This is a genomic window from Hydrogenophaga crassostreae, from assembly GCF_001761385.1.
In the GTDB taxonomy this organism is placed as follows: domain Bacteria; phylum Pseudomonadota; class Gammaproteobacteria; order Burkholderiales; family Burkholderiaceae_C; genus Hydrogenophaga; species Hydrogenophaga crassostreae.
The window spans coordinates 3,755,156-3,771,684 of sequence record NZ_CP017476.1; the positions used below are offsets into that span (position 1 = coordinate 3,755,156).

Here is a 16,529-nt window from a genome sequence, read left to right on the forward strand (position 1 = left end):
ACTCCGAAAAGATGAAGCGCTACGCGTGAAGTGAACCCATCCCAGGGCACAGCGGATCCGGCATCGCCGGTCCGCCAGTGCCGCCCCCTTGAGGGGGTGGCGCGCCGCAGGCGCGGCGCGGGGGTGGGTCATCAATACACGTCGTTTTGCGTGTTGTTGACGTTGAAGTGGCCGGTCGGCGTGATCAGGCGCGGATCCTTGATCACAGCCTTGAGCTTGAGCGTCTTGTCATCCACCACGACCATGGCGCTGATCTTGTCTTTGGCGCTCCAGACCGAGAACCAGACCTCATCGCCCGCCTTGTTGAACTCGGGCTGCACCACGCGTTTGGCACCGTCATCCTTGATATCGGCCCACTCGGCTATGGGCAACACGGTGTAGCCCTTGGCCAGGTTGTTGATGTCGTACACCGCCACCGATTGCGAAATCTTCGGATCGGGATTCAGCGGCGTGTCCGAATACAGGTGGTTGGACTTGGGATGGCTCTTGATGAACAACGCACCGCCGCCTTGGCCAGTCAGCGTCTGCACCACTTTCCATGCGTTCTTGGGGTGCTTGACGGGGTCGGTGCCGATCAGGGAAATGGTCTCGTCGCCGAGATGGCCGGTAGACCACACAGGACCAAACTTCGGATGGATGAAGTTGGCACCGCGACCGGGGTGGGGAATTTTGCCCACATCGATCAGCGCAGCCAGCTTGTCGGTCTTCAGATCAATGACCGAAATCTTGTTGCTGTTGTTGGCCGCCACCATGAAGTAGCGCTTGCTCGAATCCAGACCGCCGTCATGCAGAAAAGGGGCCGAACCGATTTCGGTCATCTTCAGCGCCTTCAGGTCGGAATAGTCCACCATCAGGGTCTTGCCGGTTTCTTTGACGTTGACGACAAACTCGGGCTTGAAGTGACTGCCAACGATGGACGCCACGCGCGGCTCGGGGTGGTATTCCTGCGTACCGACCACGTTGCCCCGGGTCGAGACGATCTTCAGCGGCTCCAGCGTGTCGCCATCCATGATGACGAACTGTGGCGGCCAGTAGGTGCCGGCAATCACGTACTTGTCTTCATAGCCTTTGAACTTGCTGCTCTCGACCGAACGGGCTTCCAGACCGGTGCGGATTTCAGCCACGGTGTCGGGCTTTTCCATCCACAGGTCGATCATGTTGACCTTGGCATCGCGGCCGATCACAAACAGGTAGCGACCCGAAGCCGACATGCGAGAAATGTGCACCGCATAGCCGGTTTTCAGGATGCTGATGATTTCCTTCGAGTCACCATCGATCAACGCAATCTCACCCGCATCGCGCAGCGTGGTCGAGAAAATGTTGCTGATGTTGTAGTTGTTCATCTTTTTGGTCGGCCGCTTCTCGGGCGGCACAATGACCTTCCAGGTCGACTTCATGTCGGCCAGGCTGTACTCGGGCGGGATGGGTGGCTCGTGCTGGATGTAGCGGGCCATGAGATCCACTTCCTGGTCGTTGAGTTCACCCGAAGTGCCCCAGTTGGGCATGCCGGCCGGCGAGCCGTAGTTGATGAACACTTTGAGGTAGTCCGTGCCCTTGCCCACCGTGAGGTCAGGTGTCAATGGCTTGCCCGTGGCGCCTTTTCGCAGCACGCCGTGGCAACCTGCGCAACGCTCGAAATAGATCTTGCGCCCCAGGTCGAATTCGGCCTGCGTCATGGGCGGCGCTTTGGGGTTGACGCTTTGATGCATGGGCGACTCACCAATCGGTGAACTGCCTGCCTGGTAGTTGGCCTCGGGTTGGGTCAGCGTCTTCTTGACGTCTTCTGCGTGAAGGCTGCCGGCAACGAGCATGGCGGCCATGGCCAGCGTGCCCAGAATAATCTTGGTGGGTTTCATGGGTTCTCTCTCCGTCACGGATCAGCTGTTGTAAGCAGTCTGCCCACCCTTCCCGGGTTTTCAGACCAGTTCGCCAGGCAGCTGTCCATTGCCGGTGAGCGAACGATAACCATCGTCAACTGCCGCTCAGGTCCTGTCCTTGACCTGAGTCAAGGACAGCACAACACCTCGCTAGAACAATCAATCCAACAACAGAAACCTGAGGAGTGCAGAAGATGAGCGTCATGGAACCCAGCCATTGGCTGACCCCTGGCTGGTCGGAAAACGAGCCCGGTTTCGACGGCCCGCCCGCAGCGGTGACCCTTGTCGGCGCCGGCCCCGGCGATCCCGAACTGCTGACCATCAAGGCCATGCGAGCGCTGCAAGCGGCCAAACTGGTGCTTTACGACCACCTCGTGAGCCCGGGTGTCCTGGATATGTTGCCTCCCGACGCTGACCGTGTGTACGTCGGCAAAGAGTCTTCCCGCCACACCCTGCCGCAAACAGACATCATCGAACTCATGGTTCGGCTCGCCCGGTCGGGTCGTCCCGTGTTGCGCCTCAAGGGTGGCGACGGCTACATCTTTGGCCGCGGCGGCGAAGAGGCCCAGGCGCTTGCGGCCGCTGGCGTGCCATTCACCGTGGTACCCGGCCTGACCGCCGCCCAAGGCGCCGCCGCTTCCGTGGGTATTCCGCTCACGCACCGCGACCACGCCTGTTCTTTGGTGCTGTCCACGGGTCACATGCGGGAAAACCGCGTGCTCGACATGGACTGGGAAATGCTCGCCCGTCCGCGCCAGACCGTGGTGCTCTACATGGGCGTGAACAACCTGCCCGAGATCTGCGCCCAGCTGATTGCCCACGGTTTGCCCGAGAACACGCCTGCGGCCCTGGTCGAGCGCGCCACCCAACCTGAAGAACGCTGCATCACAGGCACCCTGGCCAACCTCCCGGACCTGGCCAAAGAACACCGGGTCAAACCCCCTGCCTTGATCATGGTGGGCGCTGTCGTGGCGCTGCGTGCCGAATTGATGCCGTCGCAGCACGCCGAACAACGGTTGGCCACAACGACCTGAGCGCCGGCGGCACAGAAGTTGCTGTGGAGGAAGCACCCTCCACAGCCCGCTTCGCCCATTGACATCCGGACTCCGCTTTCTGATCGCAGCCAAGCGCTGTGAGATCACCGAACTGCAACAACTCGCCCACACCAGCGCGCTGGTCAACGCTGTGGGTCGACTGGTTCACGGATTGCAGCGTGAACGAGGCTTGACCAACCTGCACCTGGCGTCCCAAAACGCCCAATGGGAAGCGGCGCTCGGGCAGCAGATCCTGGACAGCGAGACACTTCAGGCCCAAGTCGCGTCATGCTTTGAAGGCATGAACGTGGCCACGGCCCGGCCCAGCCAGGGCGCCCGCCTTTTCAGCCGCATTGCCTACGCCTTGCAGGGCATGGCCGCCCTGCCGGCGCTGCGCCGCCGACTGCGCGCCGAGGCCTGGCCGGCCGAGCGGGCGACGGCAGCCTATGTGCGTCTGATCAGCAGCCTGTTGGCCGTTGTGTTTGAAGCCGCCGATACCGCCGCTGACCCAGGTATCTCTCGCAGTCTGGTGGCCTTGTTCAACTTCATGCAAGGCAAAGAACTGACCGGACAGGAGCGCGCCACAGGCTCGGCCCTGTTCGCTGCTGGCCAGGCCAATGCTGTTGCTCAGCAGCGCCTGCTGCACCTGATCGAGTCGCAGGAGCGCTGCCTGCAGGTCTTTGAAGAGTTCGCCAGCCCGCCGCAGTGGCAGGCCTGGCAGCTCGCGCAGCACGCCAAACAGCTCGCCACACTGGAGCGCATGCGGCGTGTGCTTTGCACCGCCTCAAACGGCGCGCCGCTGGACCGGCAACTCAGCCAGGTCTGGTTCGATGCAAACACAGCGGTCATTGACGCCATGAAGGCCATCGAGGACCGGCTCGCACTGGACCTGCTGGAGCTGTGTGAAACCCGCCTGGCCGCGGCCACAGCCGAACTGGCCACTTTTGAAGCCTTGAACAGCCAGGGCAACACCAGCCGGTTTGACCCGGCCGACGACCTCTCCTTTTTCGACCAGGCCTCGCCCGATCTGAGCACGCCCGCTTCCGCTCTCAGCCCCACAGCCCCGGGCTTCGGTTTGCAACTCGACCGCTCGATCCTCGAGTTGGTGCAAGACCAGGCGCGGAGGCTGCAAAGCATGGCGCAAGAGCTGGACACCGTTCGCGCCAGCCTCAGCGAACGCAAGCTGATCGAGCGGGCGAAAGGCCTGTTGATGGCCCACCGGCGCCTGAGCGAAGAAGACGCCCACAAAAACATGCGTCAGATGGCCATGAATCAAAACCGGCGCCTGATCGATGTCGCAGAAGCCCTGCTTTCCATGGCTGAAGTGCTTCCAGAACCGCAGCGCTGAGCCAACAAGGTCCGCAGTGCTGCACCGCACAAAGAACGTGCCGACTCCCGTTTTTTGCACTTGATTGGTGCACCTATTTGGGGGCCACGGATTCGCTTCGTTCAGCGCCTGATGAAGGCGCCAGCAGCGTTGGAAAAACAAATTTCCATACAAATCAAGCCACTCGACCCAATCACCACGGGCAAACCCTGAGGCTGGCACGGTCCCTGCATAGAGCAAGGCAATGAGATTTGCGCCAATGGCGGCACAAATCCCGAAGTCATCCCAGACACAGGACAACGGCGTCCATCCCGAAGCGAACTTGACGGTTCGCCAGGGGATGGTCGCCGTTTTTCGTTCTGGACCACCGATTTTCACTTTGCCTCAAGGAGTTCTTCATGTCCGCACCCAGCCGCTCATCACTGAACCGCCGCCGCTTCGCCACCCAGGCCATCGCCCTGGCCGGTGCCACCACCTTTGGATTGCCTGCGCTGGCGGCCAAGGCCCGGCCAGAGAAAGAACAGCTGAAGTTCGGCTTCATCAAACTCACCGACTGCGCCCCGTTGGTGGTCGCGTACGAAAAAGGCTACTTCGAAGACGAAGGCCTCAATGTGCAACTCGAGGCCCAGGCCAACTGGAAGGTGCTGCTCGACCGCGTGATCGACGGTCAGCTGGACGGCGCCCACATGCTCGCGGGCCAACCGCTGGGTGCCACCATCGGCTTCGGCACCAAGGCCGACATCGTGACCGCCTTCAGCATGGACCTCAACGGCAACGCCATCACCGTGTCCAACGCGGTGTGGGCCGAGATGAAACCGCACCTGCCCATGAAAGACGGCAAGGTGGCGCACCCGATCAAGGCCGATGCGCTGAAAAAGGTGGTCGACGCCTGGAAAAAAGAAGGCAAGGCTTTCAAGATGGGCATGGTGTTCCCGGTCTCCACGCACAACTACGAGCTGCGCTACTGGCTGGCCGCCGGCGGAATGAACCCGGGCTACTACACATCGAGCGACATTTCCGGCACGTCCAAAGCCGACGTGCTGCTCTCGGTGACACCGCCACCCCAAATGCCCAACACCATGGAGTCGGGCACCATCCACGGCTACTGCGTGGGTGAGCCCTGGAACCAGCAGGCGGTCTTCAAGGGCATTGGCGTGCCCGTGGTCACCGACAACGAGATCTGGAAGAACAACCCCGAAAAGGTGTTCGGCGTCACCGGCGCCTGGGCCAAGGCCAACCCCATCACCCATGTCGCGGTTGTCAAGGCGCTGATCCGTGCGGGCCAGTGGCTCGATGCCTCCATGGCCAACCGCGTCGAGGCGGTGAAGATGCTGTCGAAATCGCAGTACGTGGGGGCCGACGAAGCGGTGATTGCCAACAGCATGACCGGCACCTTCGAGTACGAAAAGGGCGACAAGCGCCCGGCACCCGACTTCAACGTTTTCTTCCGAAATTTCGCCACGTTCCCCTTCTACAGCGACGCCATCTGGTACCTCACGCAGATGCGCCGCTGGGGCCAGATCACCGAGGCCAAACCCGACAGCTGGTACATGGACATCGCCAAGAAGGTCTACCAGCCCACGATCTACATGGAGGCCGCCAACGCGCTGGTCGCCGAAGGCAAGATCAAGGCAAGCGACCTGCCCAAGACCGACGGCTTCAAGGGTGTTCAGACCGGGTTCATCGACGGCGTCGACTACGACGGCCGCAAGCCCAACGACTACCTCGCCAAATTCAAGATCGGCCTGAAAGCCGCTGACAAGGTCTGAACACCATGGAACTCGTGAACAAACTTTTTGGCAGCGGGGCCGCTGCCCTGCGCGATCCCCGCGAACTGGGCCGCGCTTTTGTGATGTCGGTCGGCGTACCGGTGATCGCTTTCGCCATCTTTCTGGCGCTGTGGTCGGTCGCTGCCTCGCGCATCCAGACCAGCCTGGGCGCCGTGCCCGGTCCGGCTCAGGTCGCGGAGCAGGCGGTTGTTCTGGTGAAGGAGCACTTCTCCGAGCGCGAACGCGAAGCCGCCTTCTACAAGCGCCAGGCAGAACGCGACAAGGAGCGCATCGCCGAAGACCCGAGCTATGAGCCGCGCAACTTCCAGTGGACCGGCAAACGCACCTACCTCGACCAGATCGTCACCAGCCTCTACACCGTGTTTGTGGGCTTTTTGCTCGCCACCGTGGTGGCCGTGCCCCTGGGCATTCTGGCCGGCACATCGAAGATTGTGCAGGCGGCCATCAACCCGATGGTGCAGCTGTTTCGTCCGGTCTCCCCGCTGGCCTGGCTGCCCATCGTGACCTTGATCGTCAGCGCGGTCTATGTCACCACCGACGAGCCGATGTTCCAGAAGTCGTTTCTGATTTCCGCCATCACGGTTACCTTGTGTTCGCTGTGGACCACCCTGATCAACACCGCCATCGGCGTGACCTCGGTCGACAAGGATCTGGTCAACGTGGGCAAGGTCTTGCAGCTGCCGCTGGCCACCCGCGTTCGCAAGATCATCTTGCCCTCAGCCCTGCCCTTCATCTTCACCGGCATGCGGTTGTCGCTCGGTGTGGGCTGGATGGTGCTGATCGCCGCCGAAATGCTGGCGCAAAACCCTGGCCTGGGCAAGTTCGTCTGGGACGAATTCCAGAACGGCAGCTCCGATTCGCTGAGTCGGATCATGGTGGCGGTGTTCACCATTGGCCTGATCGGCTACGCCCTCGACCGCCTGATGCAGGTGCTGCAAAACCTCGTGGTGCCGCGTTGAAGCGCACCACCCGAACGAACAGGACGCTGCCATGAACCTCGCTCTCAAACCCAGCCCCGATGCCAACGACAGCGCCATGCACAAACCCACGCTGGTGTCCGTGCCCAACGCCGCTGCGCTGGAGCTGAAAAACGTCTGCAAAGGCCACGGCTCGGGCGCTGGCCGCTCGGAGATTCTGAAGAACCTGAACCTGCGTGTGGAACCGGGTGAGTTCGTGGCCATCGTCGGGTTCTCCGGCAGCGGCAAGACCACGCTGGTCAGCTTGCTCGCGGGTCTCATCAGCGCCGACAGCGGTGAGGTCTTGAAGAACGGCGAAGCCATCACCGGCCCGGGCCCCGATCGCGGCATCGTGTTCCAGAGCTATTCGCTGATGCCCTGGCTCAGCGTGCGCGACAACGTGGCCCTCGCCGTGGACCGCGTGTTCGCCAGCGAAAGCGCGGCCGAACGCGCTGAGCGGGTCAAACGCTATGTCTCGATGGTGGGGCTCACGCCTGCGATCGACAAGAAGCCCGCCCAGCTCTCGGGCGGCATGCGCCAGCGCGTGTCGGTGGCGCGCGCGCTGGCCACAGACCCCGATGTGTTGTTGCTCGACGAGCCGCTTTCCGCGCTCGACGCCCTCACCCGCGCCAACCTGCAAGACGAAATCGTGCGCATCTGGAGCGAAGACACCAAGACCGTGGTGCTCATTACCAACGATGTCGATGAGGCTCTGATGATGGCCGACCGCATCATCCCGCTGGACATCGGCCCGGGTGCCACGCTCGGGCCCTCGTTCGTGGTCGACATCCCCCGTCCCCGCGATCGCCGCGCCATGAACCACGACGCGCGTTTCCAGCAACTGCGCGCCGAGATCACGCAGTACCTGATCGCGCTCTCAAACAGGCACGCAGCCAGCCATGGTGGCAACGTCATACAACTGCCCACGCTCACGCCACGCAGCGCAGTGGAAAAGATTGCCAGCCCGACGCTGGCCAGCCGGTTCGCCCTGCGCCATGCCACCTTGGCCGAGCGCATTGAAGCATCCTTCAGCCAGCCCGAAGCCCCTGCCATTGATGCCCCACTCGCACCGAGCAGCGCCGATGACCGCTTCGTTGAGTTCTCACAGGTCATCAAGGTCTACCCCACACCCAAGGGGCCACAAACCGTGGTCGATGGTTTCGATCTGAAGATCCGCAAAGGCGAATTCATCTCGGTGATCGGTCACTCGGGTTGTGGCAAGTCCACCGTGCTTTCGATGATGGCGGGCCTGACCGACATCACCGACGGCGTGATCGTGCTCGACGGCCGAGAAGTGGCCGACGCCGGTCCCGACCGCGGCCTGGTGTTTCAGGCACCGAGCCTGGTGCCCTGGCTCACCGCTTTTGACAACGTGATGCTGGGCGTGGCCCGCGTGTTTCCCCACGCCAGCGAAGCGGAACGCCGCGACACGGTGGGTTATTACCTCAACCGCGTGGGCCTGGGCTCATCGATGCAGAAAAAGGCATCGGAGCTGTCCAACGGCATGAAGCAGCGCGTGGGCATTGCGCGCGCCTTTGCACTCAACCCCAAGATGCTGTTGCTCGACGAGCCCTTCGGCATGCTGGACTCACTCACGCGCTGGGAACTGCAGGCCGTTTTGATGGAGGTGTGGTCGCGCAGCCAGGTCACCGCCATGATGGTTACACACGACGTGGACGAGGCCATTTTGCTGGCCGACCGTGTGGTGATGATGAGCAACGGTCCCCGCGCCAGGATCGGAAAAATCATGGACGTTCCACTGCCCCGCCCGCGCACCCGCGAAGCGCTGTTGCAGCACCCGCGCTACTACGAACTGCGCGAAGAACTCATCGGCTTCCTCGAAGACTGCGGCAGCCAGCACTGAGCAGCCCCCCCACAGATCCACCTACAGGAAAACCGCCATGAAAAAGATGAACCTCGTGATGATCGGCAACGGCATGGCCGGCGTGCGCACGCTCGAAGAACTGATCAAAATCGCGCCGGATTTTTACAACATCACGGTGTTCGGCGCCGAGCCCCACCCCAACTACAACCGCATCCTGCTCTCGCCCGTGCTTGCCGGCGAGCAAACGCTGGAAGAGATCGTGCTCAACGACTGGGGCTGGTACACCGACAACGCCGTCACCCTGCACGCCGGCTGGACGGTGACCCAGGTCGATCGCGTGAAGCGCATCGTGCATGCCAGCAACGCCGCCGGTGAAACCATAGCAGCGCCTTACGACCGGCTCATCATGGCCACGGGCTCCAACCCGTTCATGCTGCCCATCCCCGGCAAAGACCTGAAGGGCGTGCTCGCCTACCGCGACATTGCCGACACCCAGGCCATGATCGACGCGGCCACCACCTACAAGCATGCGGTGGTCATTGGTGGTGGCCTGCTCGGCCTGGAGGCGGCCAACGGTTTGATGAAACGCGGCATGAGCGTCAGCGTGGTGCATGTGGGGCCTTGGCTGATGGAGCGCCAGCTCGATGACGTGTCGGGCAAGTTGCTGCAGCAATCGCTGGAACAGCGCGGCATGCGGTTCCTCATGGGCGCCCAGACGCAGGAACTCATCGGCGGTGAAGACGGCCGGGTGACCTCGGTGAAGTTCAAAGACGGCAGCGAAGTGTCGGCCGACTTGGTCGTCATGGCCGTGGGCATACGCCCCAACACCGCGCTGGCGGAATCGATGCGACTGCATGTGAACAAAGGCATCGTCGTCAACGACACCCTGCAAACCACCACCGATCCGCGCATCTACGCGGTTGGCGAGTGCGCAGCCCACCGTGGCATCGCCTACGGTCTGGTCGCCCCGTTGTTTGAACAGGGCAAGGTGCTGGCCACCCACCTGGCCGAGTTCGGCATCGGCCGCTACAGCGGATCACTCACCTCAACCAAGCTCAAGGTCACCGGCATCGATCTGTTCTCCGCCGGCAACTTCATGGGCGACGAAGGCAGCGAAGACATCGTGATGAGCGACCCCTCAAGTGGTGTCTACAAGAAGCTGGTGATCAAGGACGACAAGCTGATCGGCGCCTGCCTGTATGGAGACACCGTCGACGGCTCCTGGTACTTCAAGCTGCTGCGCGAAGGCCGCACGGTGCACGACATCCGCGACAAGCTGATGTTCGGCGAAAGCCACCTGGGCGACGCCGGTCACCAGGGCGTGAGCAAGGCCGCGGCCATGGCCGACTCTGATGAGGTCTGCGGCTGCAATGGCGTGACCAAAGGCACCATCTGCAAGGCCATCAAAGAGAAGGGTCTGTTCACCCTGGACGAAGTCAAGAAGCACACCAAGGCCAGCGCCTCGTGTGGCTCCTGCACCGGTCTGGTCGAGCAGATCCTGATGTTCACAGCCGGCGGCGACTACTCGGCCACGCCGAAGAAAAAGGCCATCTGCGCCTGCACCGAACACAGCCATCAGGATGTGCGCGATGCCATCGCCCAGGAGAAGCTGCTCAGCATCGGCGACACCTTCGCCAGGCTCAACTGGAAAACGCCCAACGGCTGCCCCACCTGCCGCCCGGCGGTCAACTACTACCTGATCAGCACCTGGCCCAAGGACGCCAAGGACGATCCGCAAAGCCGCTACATCAACGAGCGCAGTCATGCCAACATCCAGAAAGACGGCACCTACTCCGTGATCCCGCGCATGTGGGGCGGTGAAACCACAGCCGACGAATTGCGCCGCATCGCCGACGCCGTGGACAAGTACCAGATCCCCACCGTCAAGGTCACGGGAGGCCAGCGCATCGACCTGCTGGGCGTGAAAAAGGAAGACCTGCAATCGGTGTGGAACGACATCGGCATGCCCAGCGGCCACGCCTACGCCAAGGCGTTGCGCACGGTGAAGACCTGCGTCGGCAGCGAATGGTGCCGCATGGGCACGCAAGATTCGACCCAGATGGGCAAAGATCTTGAAAAAGCCATGTGGCGCATGTACGCGCCGCACAAGGTGAAATTCGCCGTCTCCGGTTGCCCACGCAACTGCGCCGAATCGGGCATCAAAGACGTGGGCGTGATCGGCGTGGACAGCGGTTGGGAAATGTACGTGGGTGGCAACGGCGGCATCAAGACCGAGGTGGCGCAGTTTCTGGTCAAGGTGAAAACCGCCGAAGAGGTCATGGAGTACACCGGCGCCTTCATGCAGCTATACCGCCTGGAAGGCTGGTACCTGGAGCGGACCGTGCACTACATCAACCGCGTGGGCCTTGATTACGTGAAGCGAAAAATCCTGGAAGACGCCGAAGGCCGCAAGGCGCTGTGGGAACAACTGCAAGCGGCCCTCGAAGGCGAACCCGATCCGTGGTTCGAGACCCAGAAAGCGTCTGTGGACACGCGCCAGTTCATTCCCATCAAAGCCATCGAAACTGAAATTGCCACCGCAGGGAGCGCAGCATGAGCACCACCGCCCACTGGACCTTGATCTGCAAAGTGGAAGACATTCCCGTGCTCGGCTCCCGCCGCGTCGAGCGGGATCGCGGCCTGGAAGTCGCCGTGTTCCGCAACGACAACAACGATGTCTTCGCCCTGCTCGACCGTTGCCCCCACAAAGGCGGCCCGCTCAGCCAGGGCATCGTCTTCGGCACCAGCGTGGCCTGCCCGCTGCACAACTGGACGATTGGCCTGTGCGACGGCCAGGCCGCTGCGCCCGACGAAGGTTGCACGCCGCGCTTCGCGGTGCAAGTGGTGGACGGTAAAGTCTTCCTGGATGCCAACGAGCTGGCCACCCACGCCACCGAAGAAACCCGCCCGATTGCCGGACCGGCCCGCAGAGTTTCAGGCCCCCACGCTCCACCGCTGCGCGGGTCGCAGCCTCCCGAGGAGGCGCGGCCTTGCTTGGGGCGGCCCGGCGCTGCGGCCATCACACCCATCACGCCAGCCGCATGACCGAAGAAACCCGCTCCACATGCCCGTATTGCGGTGTGGGCTGTGGCGTCATCATCGAAACCGAGGCCAACCAGATCGTGGGCGTCAAAGGCGACCCCGATCACCCGGCCAACTGGGGCAAGCTCTGCTCCAAAGGCGCCACGCTGCACCTCACGGCATCGGAAAACGTCACACGGCAGACACGTTTGCTGCAACCCTTGCGCCGCTTTGAACGCAGCGAAGTGCCGAAACCCGTCACCTGGGAACGTGCCCTGGACACGGCCGCTGATCAGTTTTCGCAGATCATCCGAGAGCACGGCCCCGACGCCGTGGGTTTCTACATCAGCGGCCAGTTGCTGACCGAAGACTATTACGTCTTCAACAAACTGGCCAAAGGCCTGATCGGCACCAACAACATCGACACCAATTCGCGCCTGTGCATGAGCAGCGCAGTGGCCGGTTACAAAGCCACGCTGGGTGCCGACGCGCCACCAGCCTGCTATGACGACATCGACCAGGCCCATTGCCTGTTCATCGTCGGCAGCAACGCCGCCTTTGCCCACCCCATCCTTTTTCGCCGCATCGAGGATGCGCGCAAGAACAACCCGGCGATGAAGGTCATCGTCGCCGACCCGCGCCGCACCGACACCGCCAGCATTGCCGATCTCTACCTGCCGCTGTTGCCCGGCAGCGATGTGATGCTGTTCCACGGCTTGCTGCACATCATGATGTGGGAAGGCTGGATCAACGCCGCTTACATCGATGCCCACACCGACGGCTTTGACGCTTTGAAAGCCATGGTGCGCGAGTGCACGCCAGAAAAAGTGTCTGAAGTTTGCGGCCTGAGCAAAGACGATTTGTTCACCGCAGCCAAGTGGTTCGCCAAATCAGAAGCCACGCTCAGCCTCTACTGCCAGGGCCTGAACCAAAGCAGCAGCGGCACCGCCAAAAATGCCACGCTCGTCAACCTGCACCTGGCCACCGGCCAAATCGGCAAACCCGGCGCCGGGCCCTTCAGCCTCACCGGCCAGCCCAACGCCATGGGCGGGCGCGAGGTGGGCGGCCTCTCGAACCTGCTCAGCGCGCACCGCGATCTGGCCAACACGCAGCACCGCGCCGAAGTGGCCAAACTCTGGGGCGTGGGGGACGTACCCGCCAAGCCCGGCAAGTCCGCTGTCGAGATGTTCCAGGCGGCGGCCGACGGCGAAATCAAAGCCCTCTGGATCGCCTGCACCAACCCAGCCCAGTCCATGCCCGATCAGGCCACCGTGCGCCGCGCGCTGCAGCGCGCCGAGTTCGTGGTGGTGCAAGAAGCCTTCGCCACCGCCGAAACCTGCCAGTACGCCGACTTGCTCCTGCCCGCCACCACCTGGGGCGAAAAGGAAGGCACGGTCACCAACAGCGAACGCCGCATCAGCCGCGTGCGCGCGGCCGTGCCCGCCGCTGGAGAAGCCCGCCAGGACTGGAAAATCGTGGTCGATTTCGCGCACAAACTGGAAGCAATGGGGGTCGGATCCGAATTCAGGAAGACAACCTCAGCAGCCACCAACAACAACGCAGATCGAAATTCGGCTCTGACCCCGATTGCGCTGTCGCCGGAGACTGCTCCGTCAACAACAACCCTCTTCCCCTACCCCTCCCCAGAATCCATCTGGACAGAACACCGCGAATCCACCCGAGGCCGCGACCTGGACATCACCGGCCTCAGCTACGCAAAGCTCGAAGCCCAAGGTCCCCAACAATGGCCCTACCCAGAAGGCGCCACCGAAGGCAAAACGCGCCTCTACGAAGACGGCATCTTTCCCACCCCCAACGGCCGCGCCCGCTTCGCCGCCCTGCCGTTCATTCCACTCGCCGACCCCCGCGAAAACCGCTACCCGTTTTCCCTGACCACCGGCCGCCTGCGCGACCAATGGCACGGCATGACCCGCACCGGCACCCTCGGCCGCCTGTTTGGCCACGTGGCCGAGCCCACCGTGCAACTGCACCCGGCCGACATGGCCGAGCGCGGCTGGCAAGACGGCGATCTGGTGCACCTCACCAGCAAACGCGGCTCCATCCTCGTGCCCACTGAAAGCTCGGACAGCGTAGCCAAAAACCAGGCGTTCATGGCCATGCACTGGGGCGCTGAATACCTGAGCGGCTGCAGCAGCACGGGGGAGCCCCTGGCCGGTGTCAACGCCCTCACCACTTCAGCCTTCTGCCCCACCTCCAAACAACCCGAGCTCAAACACGCCGCGATCAAGGTGCTCAAGGCCGAACTGCCGTGGACGCTGCTGGGCGTGGCCTGGTTGCCTGAGGGCCAGGCGCTGAGCGCGCGCCGAGGCCTGCAAGCGTTGATGAAGCGTTTTCCCTTCGCGGCCTGCGTGCCCTTCGGCCGCGAACGCACCGGTTTGCTGTTTCGCGCAGCGGCGCACGATGCCCCGAACGCCGCGTTGATCGCCGAGATCGAAGCGCTGCTGCTGCTGAACTCTGCGGAGACCCTGCGCTACGCCGATCGCCGCCTGCAGCAACACCGCGCGGTGCGCCTGAGCAGCACTGGCGAGGGGCGCAAGCTGGAAGGGTTCTTGCTCGCGGGCGACACCTCGGCCGAGGTGTGGCTCAAAGCCTTGTTGCAAGACGAATTGCCCGCCGACGCCTACGGCCGCCTGCTGCTCATGCCCGGCGCCAAAGCACCGGTCGCGGTGAAGGCCAAAAGCAAACAGGTGTGCACCTGCTTCAACGTGAGCGAAGAAGCGATTCAAGCCCAGCTGACAACCAGCGATGGCAGCGATGAACAACGGATGTCCCGGCTGCAACGCGACCTGAAATGCGGCACCAAGTGTGGCTCCTGCATCCCCGAACTGCGGCGCTTGGTGAAACAATCTGTGCCGCTGATCCCCGCCTGATCGCATTTGCATATAACGCCAAGTCATCAGGATTGCCCGACAATTAGCAGCTATGGGAATCAGTCACTACATCAAAGAAATCGGGCGCGGCAAAGACGGCGCCCGCGCCTTGAACCGCGAGCAAGCCACCGACCTGATGGGCCAGGTGCTCGACGGCGCGGTCAGCGATCTGGAAATGGGCGCCTTTTGCATCGCCATGCGCATCAAGGGCGAGACCGACCAGGAAATGGCCGGATTTCTCGACGCCACACACCAGCGCCTGAACAAGCTGCCCGACAACGGTTGCACCACCGTGGTGCTGCCCAGCTACAACGGTGCGCGCAAGCTGCCGGTGCTCACGCCCTTGCTGGCGATGTTGCTGGCGCGGGAAGGCGTGGCGGTGGTGGTACACGGCACGGCCACCGAAGACAAACGGGTAACCACAGAGGCCGTGTTCTCGGCGCTGGGTATGGCCGCGGCGACCAGCACGCCCTCGCTCCAGGCCGGCGAATTGGCCTATGTGCCCACCGAGGTGCTGCTCCCCGGCCTGAAAACACTGCTTGAGGTGCGCCGCACCATCGGTCTTCGCAACCCTGCCCACAGCATGGTGAAACTGATGAATCCCTGCGACGGTCATGGCCTGATCGTGGGCAGCTACACCCACCCCGAGTACGCCGACTCCATGGCCGCCACTTTCGCACTCACCGGCGCCCACGCCCTGTTGCTGCGTGGCACCGAAGGCGAGCCCGTGGCCGATGCACGCCGCTCCCCGCGCATCGAGGCCTTTCGCAATGGCCAACGCCATCCGTTGCAAGCGGCCCAGGAAGGCTCGCTGGCATCGCTGCCCGACCTGCCAAAAGACACCCATGCCGACGTGACGGCCAGCTACATCCAGGCCGTGTTGCTAGGGAAAAACCCTGTACCCGCCCCCATATCGCTCCAGGTGGAACACATCTTGCGGGAGGTTCAGCACCATGACCGCACTGCCCATGCCCACTGACTCCACCCCCGCGCCTTTCCGGCCGGGCACCGTCACCCTCGTGGGCGCAGGGCCTGGTGACCCCGAGCTGCTCACGCTCAAAGCCGTGCGCGCGATCGCATCAGCCACCGTGCTGCTGGTGGACGATCTGGTCAACGAAGCCATCCTGGTGCATGCCTCGCCCAAAGCGCGCATCGTGCCCGTGGGCAAACGCGGCGGCTGCAAAAGCACGCCGCAGGCCTTCATCGAAAAGCTCATGGTCATGGCCGCACGCGAAGGCGAGGTCGTGGTGCGGCTCAAGGGCGGTGACCCGTTCATTTTTGGCCGCGGCGGCGAAGAGGTGGAGCACCTGCAAAGCGAAGGCATTCAGGTTCAGGTGGTCAACGGCATCACCGCTGGCCTGGGCGGCATGACCGCGTTGGGCGTGCCGCTCACCCACCGTGACCACGCCCACGGCGTCGTCTTCGTTACCGGCCACGCCAAACCTGGCGACTCGGGCACCGACTGGCCTACCCTGGCCGCCACCGCGCGTGACGCCAAGCTCACGCTGGTGATCTATATGGGCGTCTCCGGTGCCGCCCAGATCCAGCGAGAACTGCTCACCGGTCTTCCCGCCCACACCCCGCTGGCCATCATTCAGCATGCCACCCTGCCCCAGCAGCGCCACGCCGTCAGCACGCTGGGCGAACTGACAGACACCATCGCCGGCGAACAACTCGGCAGCCCGGCCGTGATCGTGATCGGCGACGTGGTGCGCGGTATTGCGGCCGCCAGCCAGCCGCAGGCGTTCTCGAACGCGGCCTGAATGGGGGCGAGCGGCCCCGCCCGCTACACTCCGCGCAATTCAACA

At 63.1% G+C, this 16,529-nt stretch carries 10 protein-coding genes and 1 pseudogene; 10 read left to right on the forward strand and 1 reads right to left on the reverse strand.

Annotation, left to right across the window (positions count from 1 at the left end):
• Positions 1 to 131: 131 nt before the first annotated feature.
• Positions 132 to 1,856, reverse strand: coding sequence for a nitrite reductase (locus LPB072_RS17250; RefSeq protein WP_197508843.1), 1,725 nt, complete (start codon positions 1,854 to 1,856; stop codon positions 132 to 134).
• A 215-nt stretch (positions 1,857 to 2,071) separates the two neighbouring features.
• Between LPB072_RS17250 and cobA (LPB072_RS17255) the strand changes: the two genes are divergently transcribed.
• From cobA (LPB072_RS17255) to cobA (LPB072_RS17300), 10 genes and pseudogenes are all read left to right on the forward strand, one after another.
• A complete protein-coding gene (gene cobA, locus LPB072_RS17255; RefSeq protein ID WP_066085910.1) occupies positions 2,072 to 2,911 on the forward strand; it encodes a uroporphyrinogen-III C-methyltransferase in 840 nt (279 codons plus the stop codon).
• A gap of 58 nt (positions 2,912 to 2,969) precedes the next feature.
• Positions 2,970 to 4,259 (forward strand): nitrate regulatory protein, encoded by a 1,290-nt coding sequence (locus tag LPB072_RS17260; protein ID WP_066085907.1) that lies wholly within the window; start codon positions 2,970 to 2,972, stop codon positions 4,257 to 4,259.
• A 377-nt stretch (positions 4,260 to 4,636) separates the two neighbouring features.
• Entirely contained in the window at positions 4,637 to 6,007 is a 1,371-nt protein-coding gene (locus LPB072_RS17265; RefSeq protein WP_066085904.1) for a CmpA/NrtA family ABC transporter substrate-binding protein, read from the forward strand.
• Positions 6,008 to 6,012: 5 nt separating this feature from the next.
• Positions 6,013 to 6,987 (forward strand): ABC transporter permease, encoded by a 975-nt coding sequence (locus tag LPB072_RS17270; RefSeq protein WP_082876730.1) that lies wholly within the window; start codon positions 6,013 to 6,015, stop codon positions 6,985 to 6,987.
• 31 nt (positions 6,988 to 7,018) lie between these two features.
• Positions 7,019 to 8,848 carry an ABC transporter ATP-binding protein gene (locus LPB072_RS17275; RefSeq protein ID WP_197508844.1) on the forward strand — a complete coding sequence of 610 codons (1,830 nt, stop codon included), beginning with the start codon at positions 7,019 to 7,021 and terminating at the stop codon, positions 8,846 to 8,848.
• A gap of 37 nt (positions 8,849 to 8,885) precedes the next feature.
• Positions 8,886 to 11,366, forward strand: a complete 2,481-nt coding sequence (gene nirB, locus LPB072_RS17280) for a nitrite reductase large subunit NirB (protein WP_066085901.1) — start codon at positions 8,886 to 8,888, stop codon at positions 11,364 to 11,366.
• A pseudogene (gene nirD / locus LPB072_RS17285) lies at positions 11,363 to 11,740 on the forward strand (nitrite reductase small subunit NirD); the annotation flags it as partial. The gene nirB and the pseudogene nirD, both read left to right, overlap by 4 nt.
• Positions 11,741 to 11,850: 110 nt before the next feature.
• Positions 11,851 to 14,721, forward strand: coding sequence for a nitrate reductase (locus LPB072_RS17290; protein WP_066085898.1), 2,871 nt, complete (start codon positions 11,851 to 11,853; stop codon positions 14,719 to 14,721).
• Positions 14,722 to 14,773: 52 nt separating this feature from the next.
• Positions 14,774 to 15,700: a DNA-binding protein YbiB gene (gene ybiB, locus LPB072_RS17295; RefSeq protein WP_066085894.1), complete on the forward strand. Its 927-nt coding sequence runs from the start codon at positions 14,774 to 14,776 to the stop codon at positions 15,698 to 15,700.
• On the forward strand, positions 15,690 to 16,484 hold the full coding sequence (gene cobA, locus LPB072_RS17300; protein WP_066086380.1) for a uroporphyrinogen-III C-methyltransferase: 795 nt from the start codon (positions 15,690 to 15,692) through the stop codon (positions 16,482 to 16,484). The genes ybiB and cobA (LPB072_RS17300) overlap by 11 nt, the downstream gene beginning before the upstream one ends.
• The last annotated feature ends 45 nt before the right edge of the window (positions 16,485 to 16,529 follow it).

Bases quoted from the DNA above. Each gene is read 5' to 3' on its own strand.
- cobA (WP_066085910.1), top strand. From the start codon at position 2,072: ATGAGCGTCATGGAACCCAGCCATTGGCTGACCCCTGGCTGGTCGGAA.
- LPB072_RS17270 (WP_082876730.1), top strand. From the start codon at position 6,013: ATGGAACTCGTGAACAAACTTTTTGGCAGCGGGGCCGCTGCCCTGCGC.
- cobA (WP_066086380.1), top strand. From the start codon at position 15,690: ATGCCCACTGACTCCACCCCCGCGCCTTTCCGGCCGGGCACCGTCACC.
- LPB072_RS17265 (WP_066085904.1), top strand. From the start codon at position 4,637: ATGTCCGCACCCAGCCGCTCATCACTGAACCGCCGCCGCTTCGCCACC.
- LPB072_RS17290 (WP_066085898.1), top strand. From the start codon at position 11,851: ATGACCGAAGAAACCCGCTCCACATGCCCGTATTGCGGTGTGGGCTGT.
- LPB072_RS17275 (WP_197508844.1), top strand. From the start codon at position 7,019: ATGAACCTCGCTCTCAAACCCAGCCCCGATGCCAACGACAGCGCCATG.
- ybiB (WP_066085894.1), top strand. From the start codon at position 14,774: ATGGGAATCAGTCACTACATCAAAGAAATCGGGCGCGGCAAAGACGGC.
- LPB072_RS17250 (WP_197508843.1), bottom strand. From the start codon at position 1,856: ATGAAACCCACCAAGATTATTCTGGGCACGCTGGCCATGGCCGCCATG.
- nirB (WP_066085901.1), top strand. From the start codon at position 8,886: ATGAAAAAGATGAACCTCGTGATGATCGGCAACGGCATGGCCGGCGTG.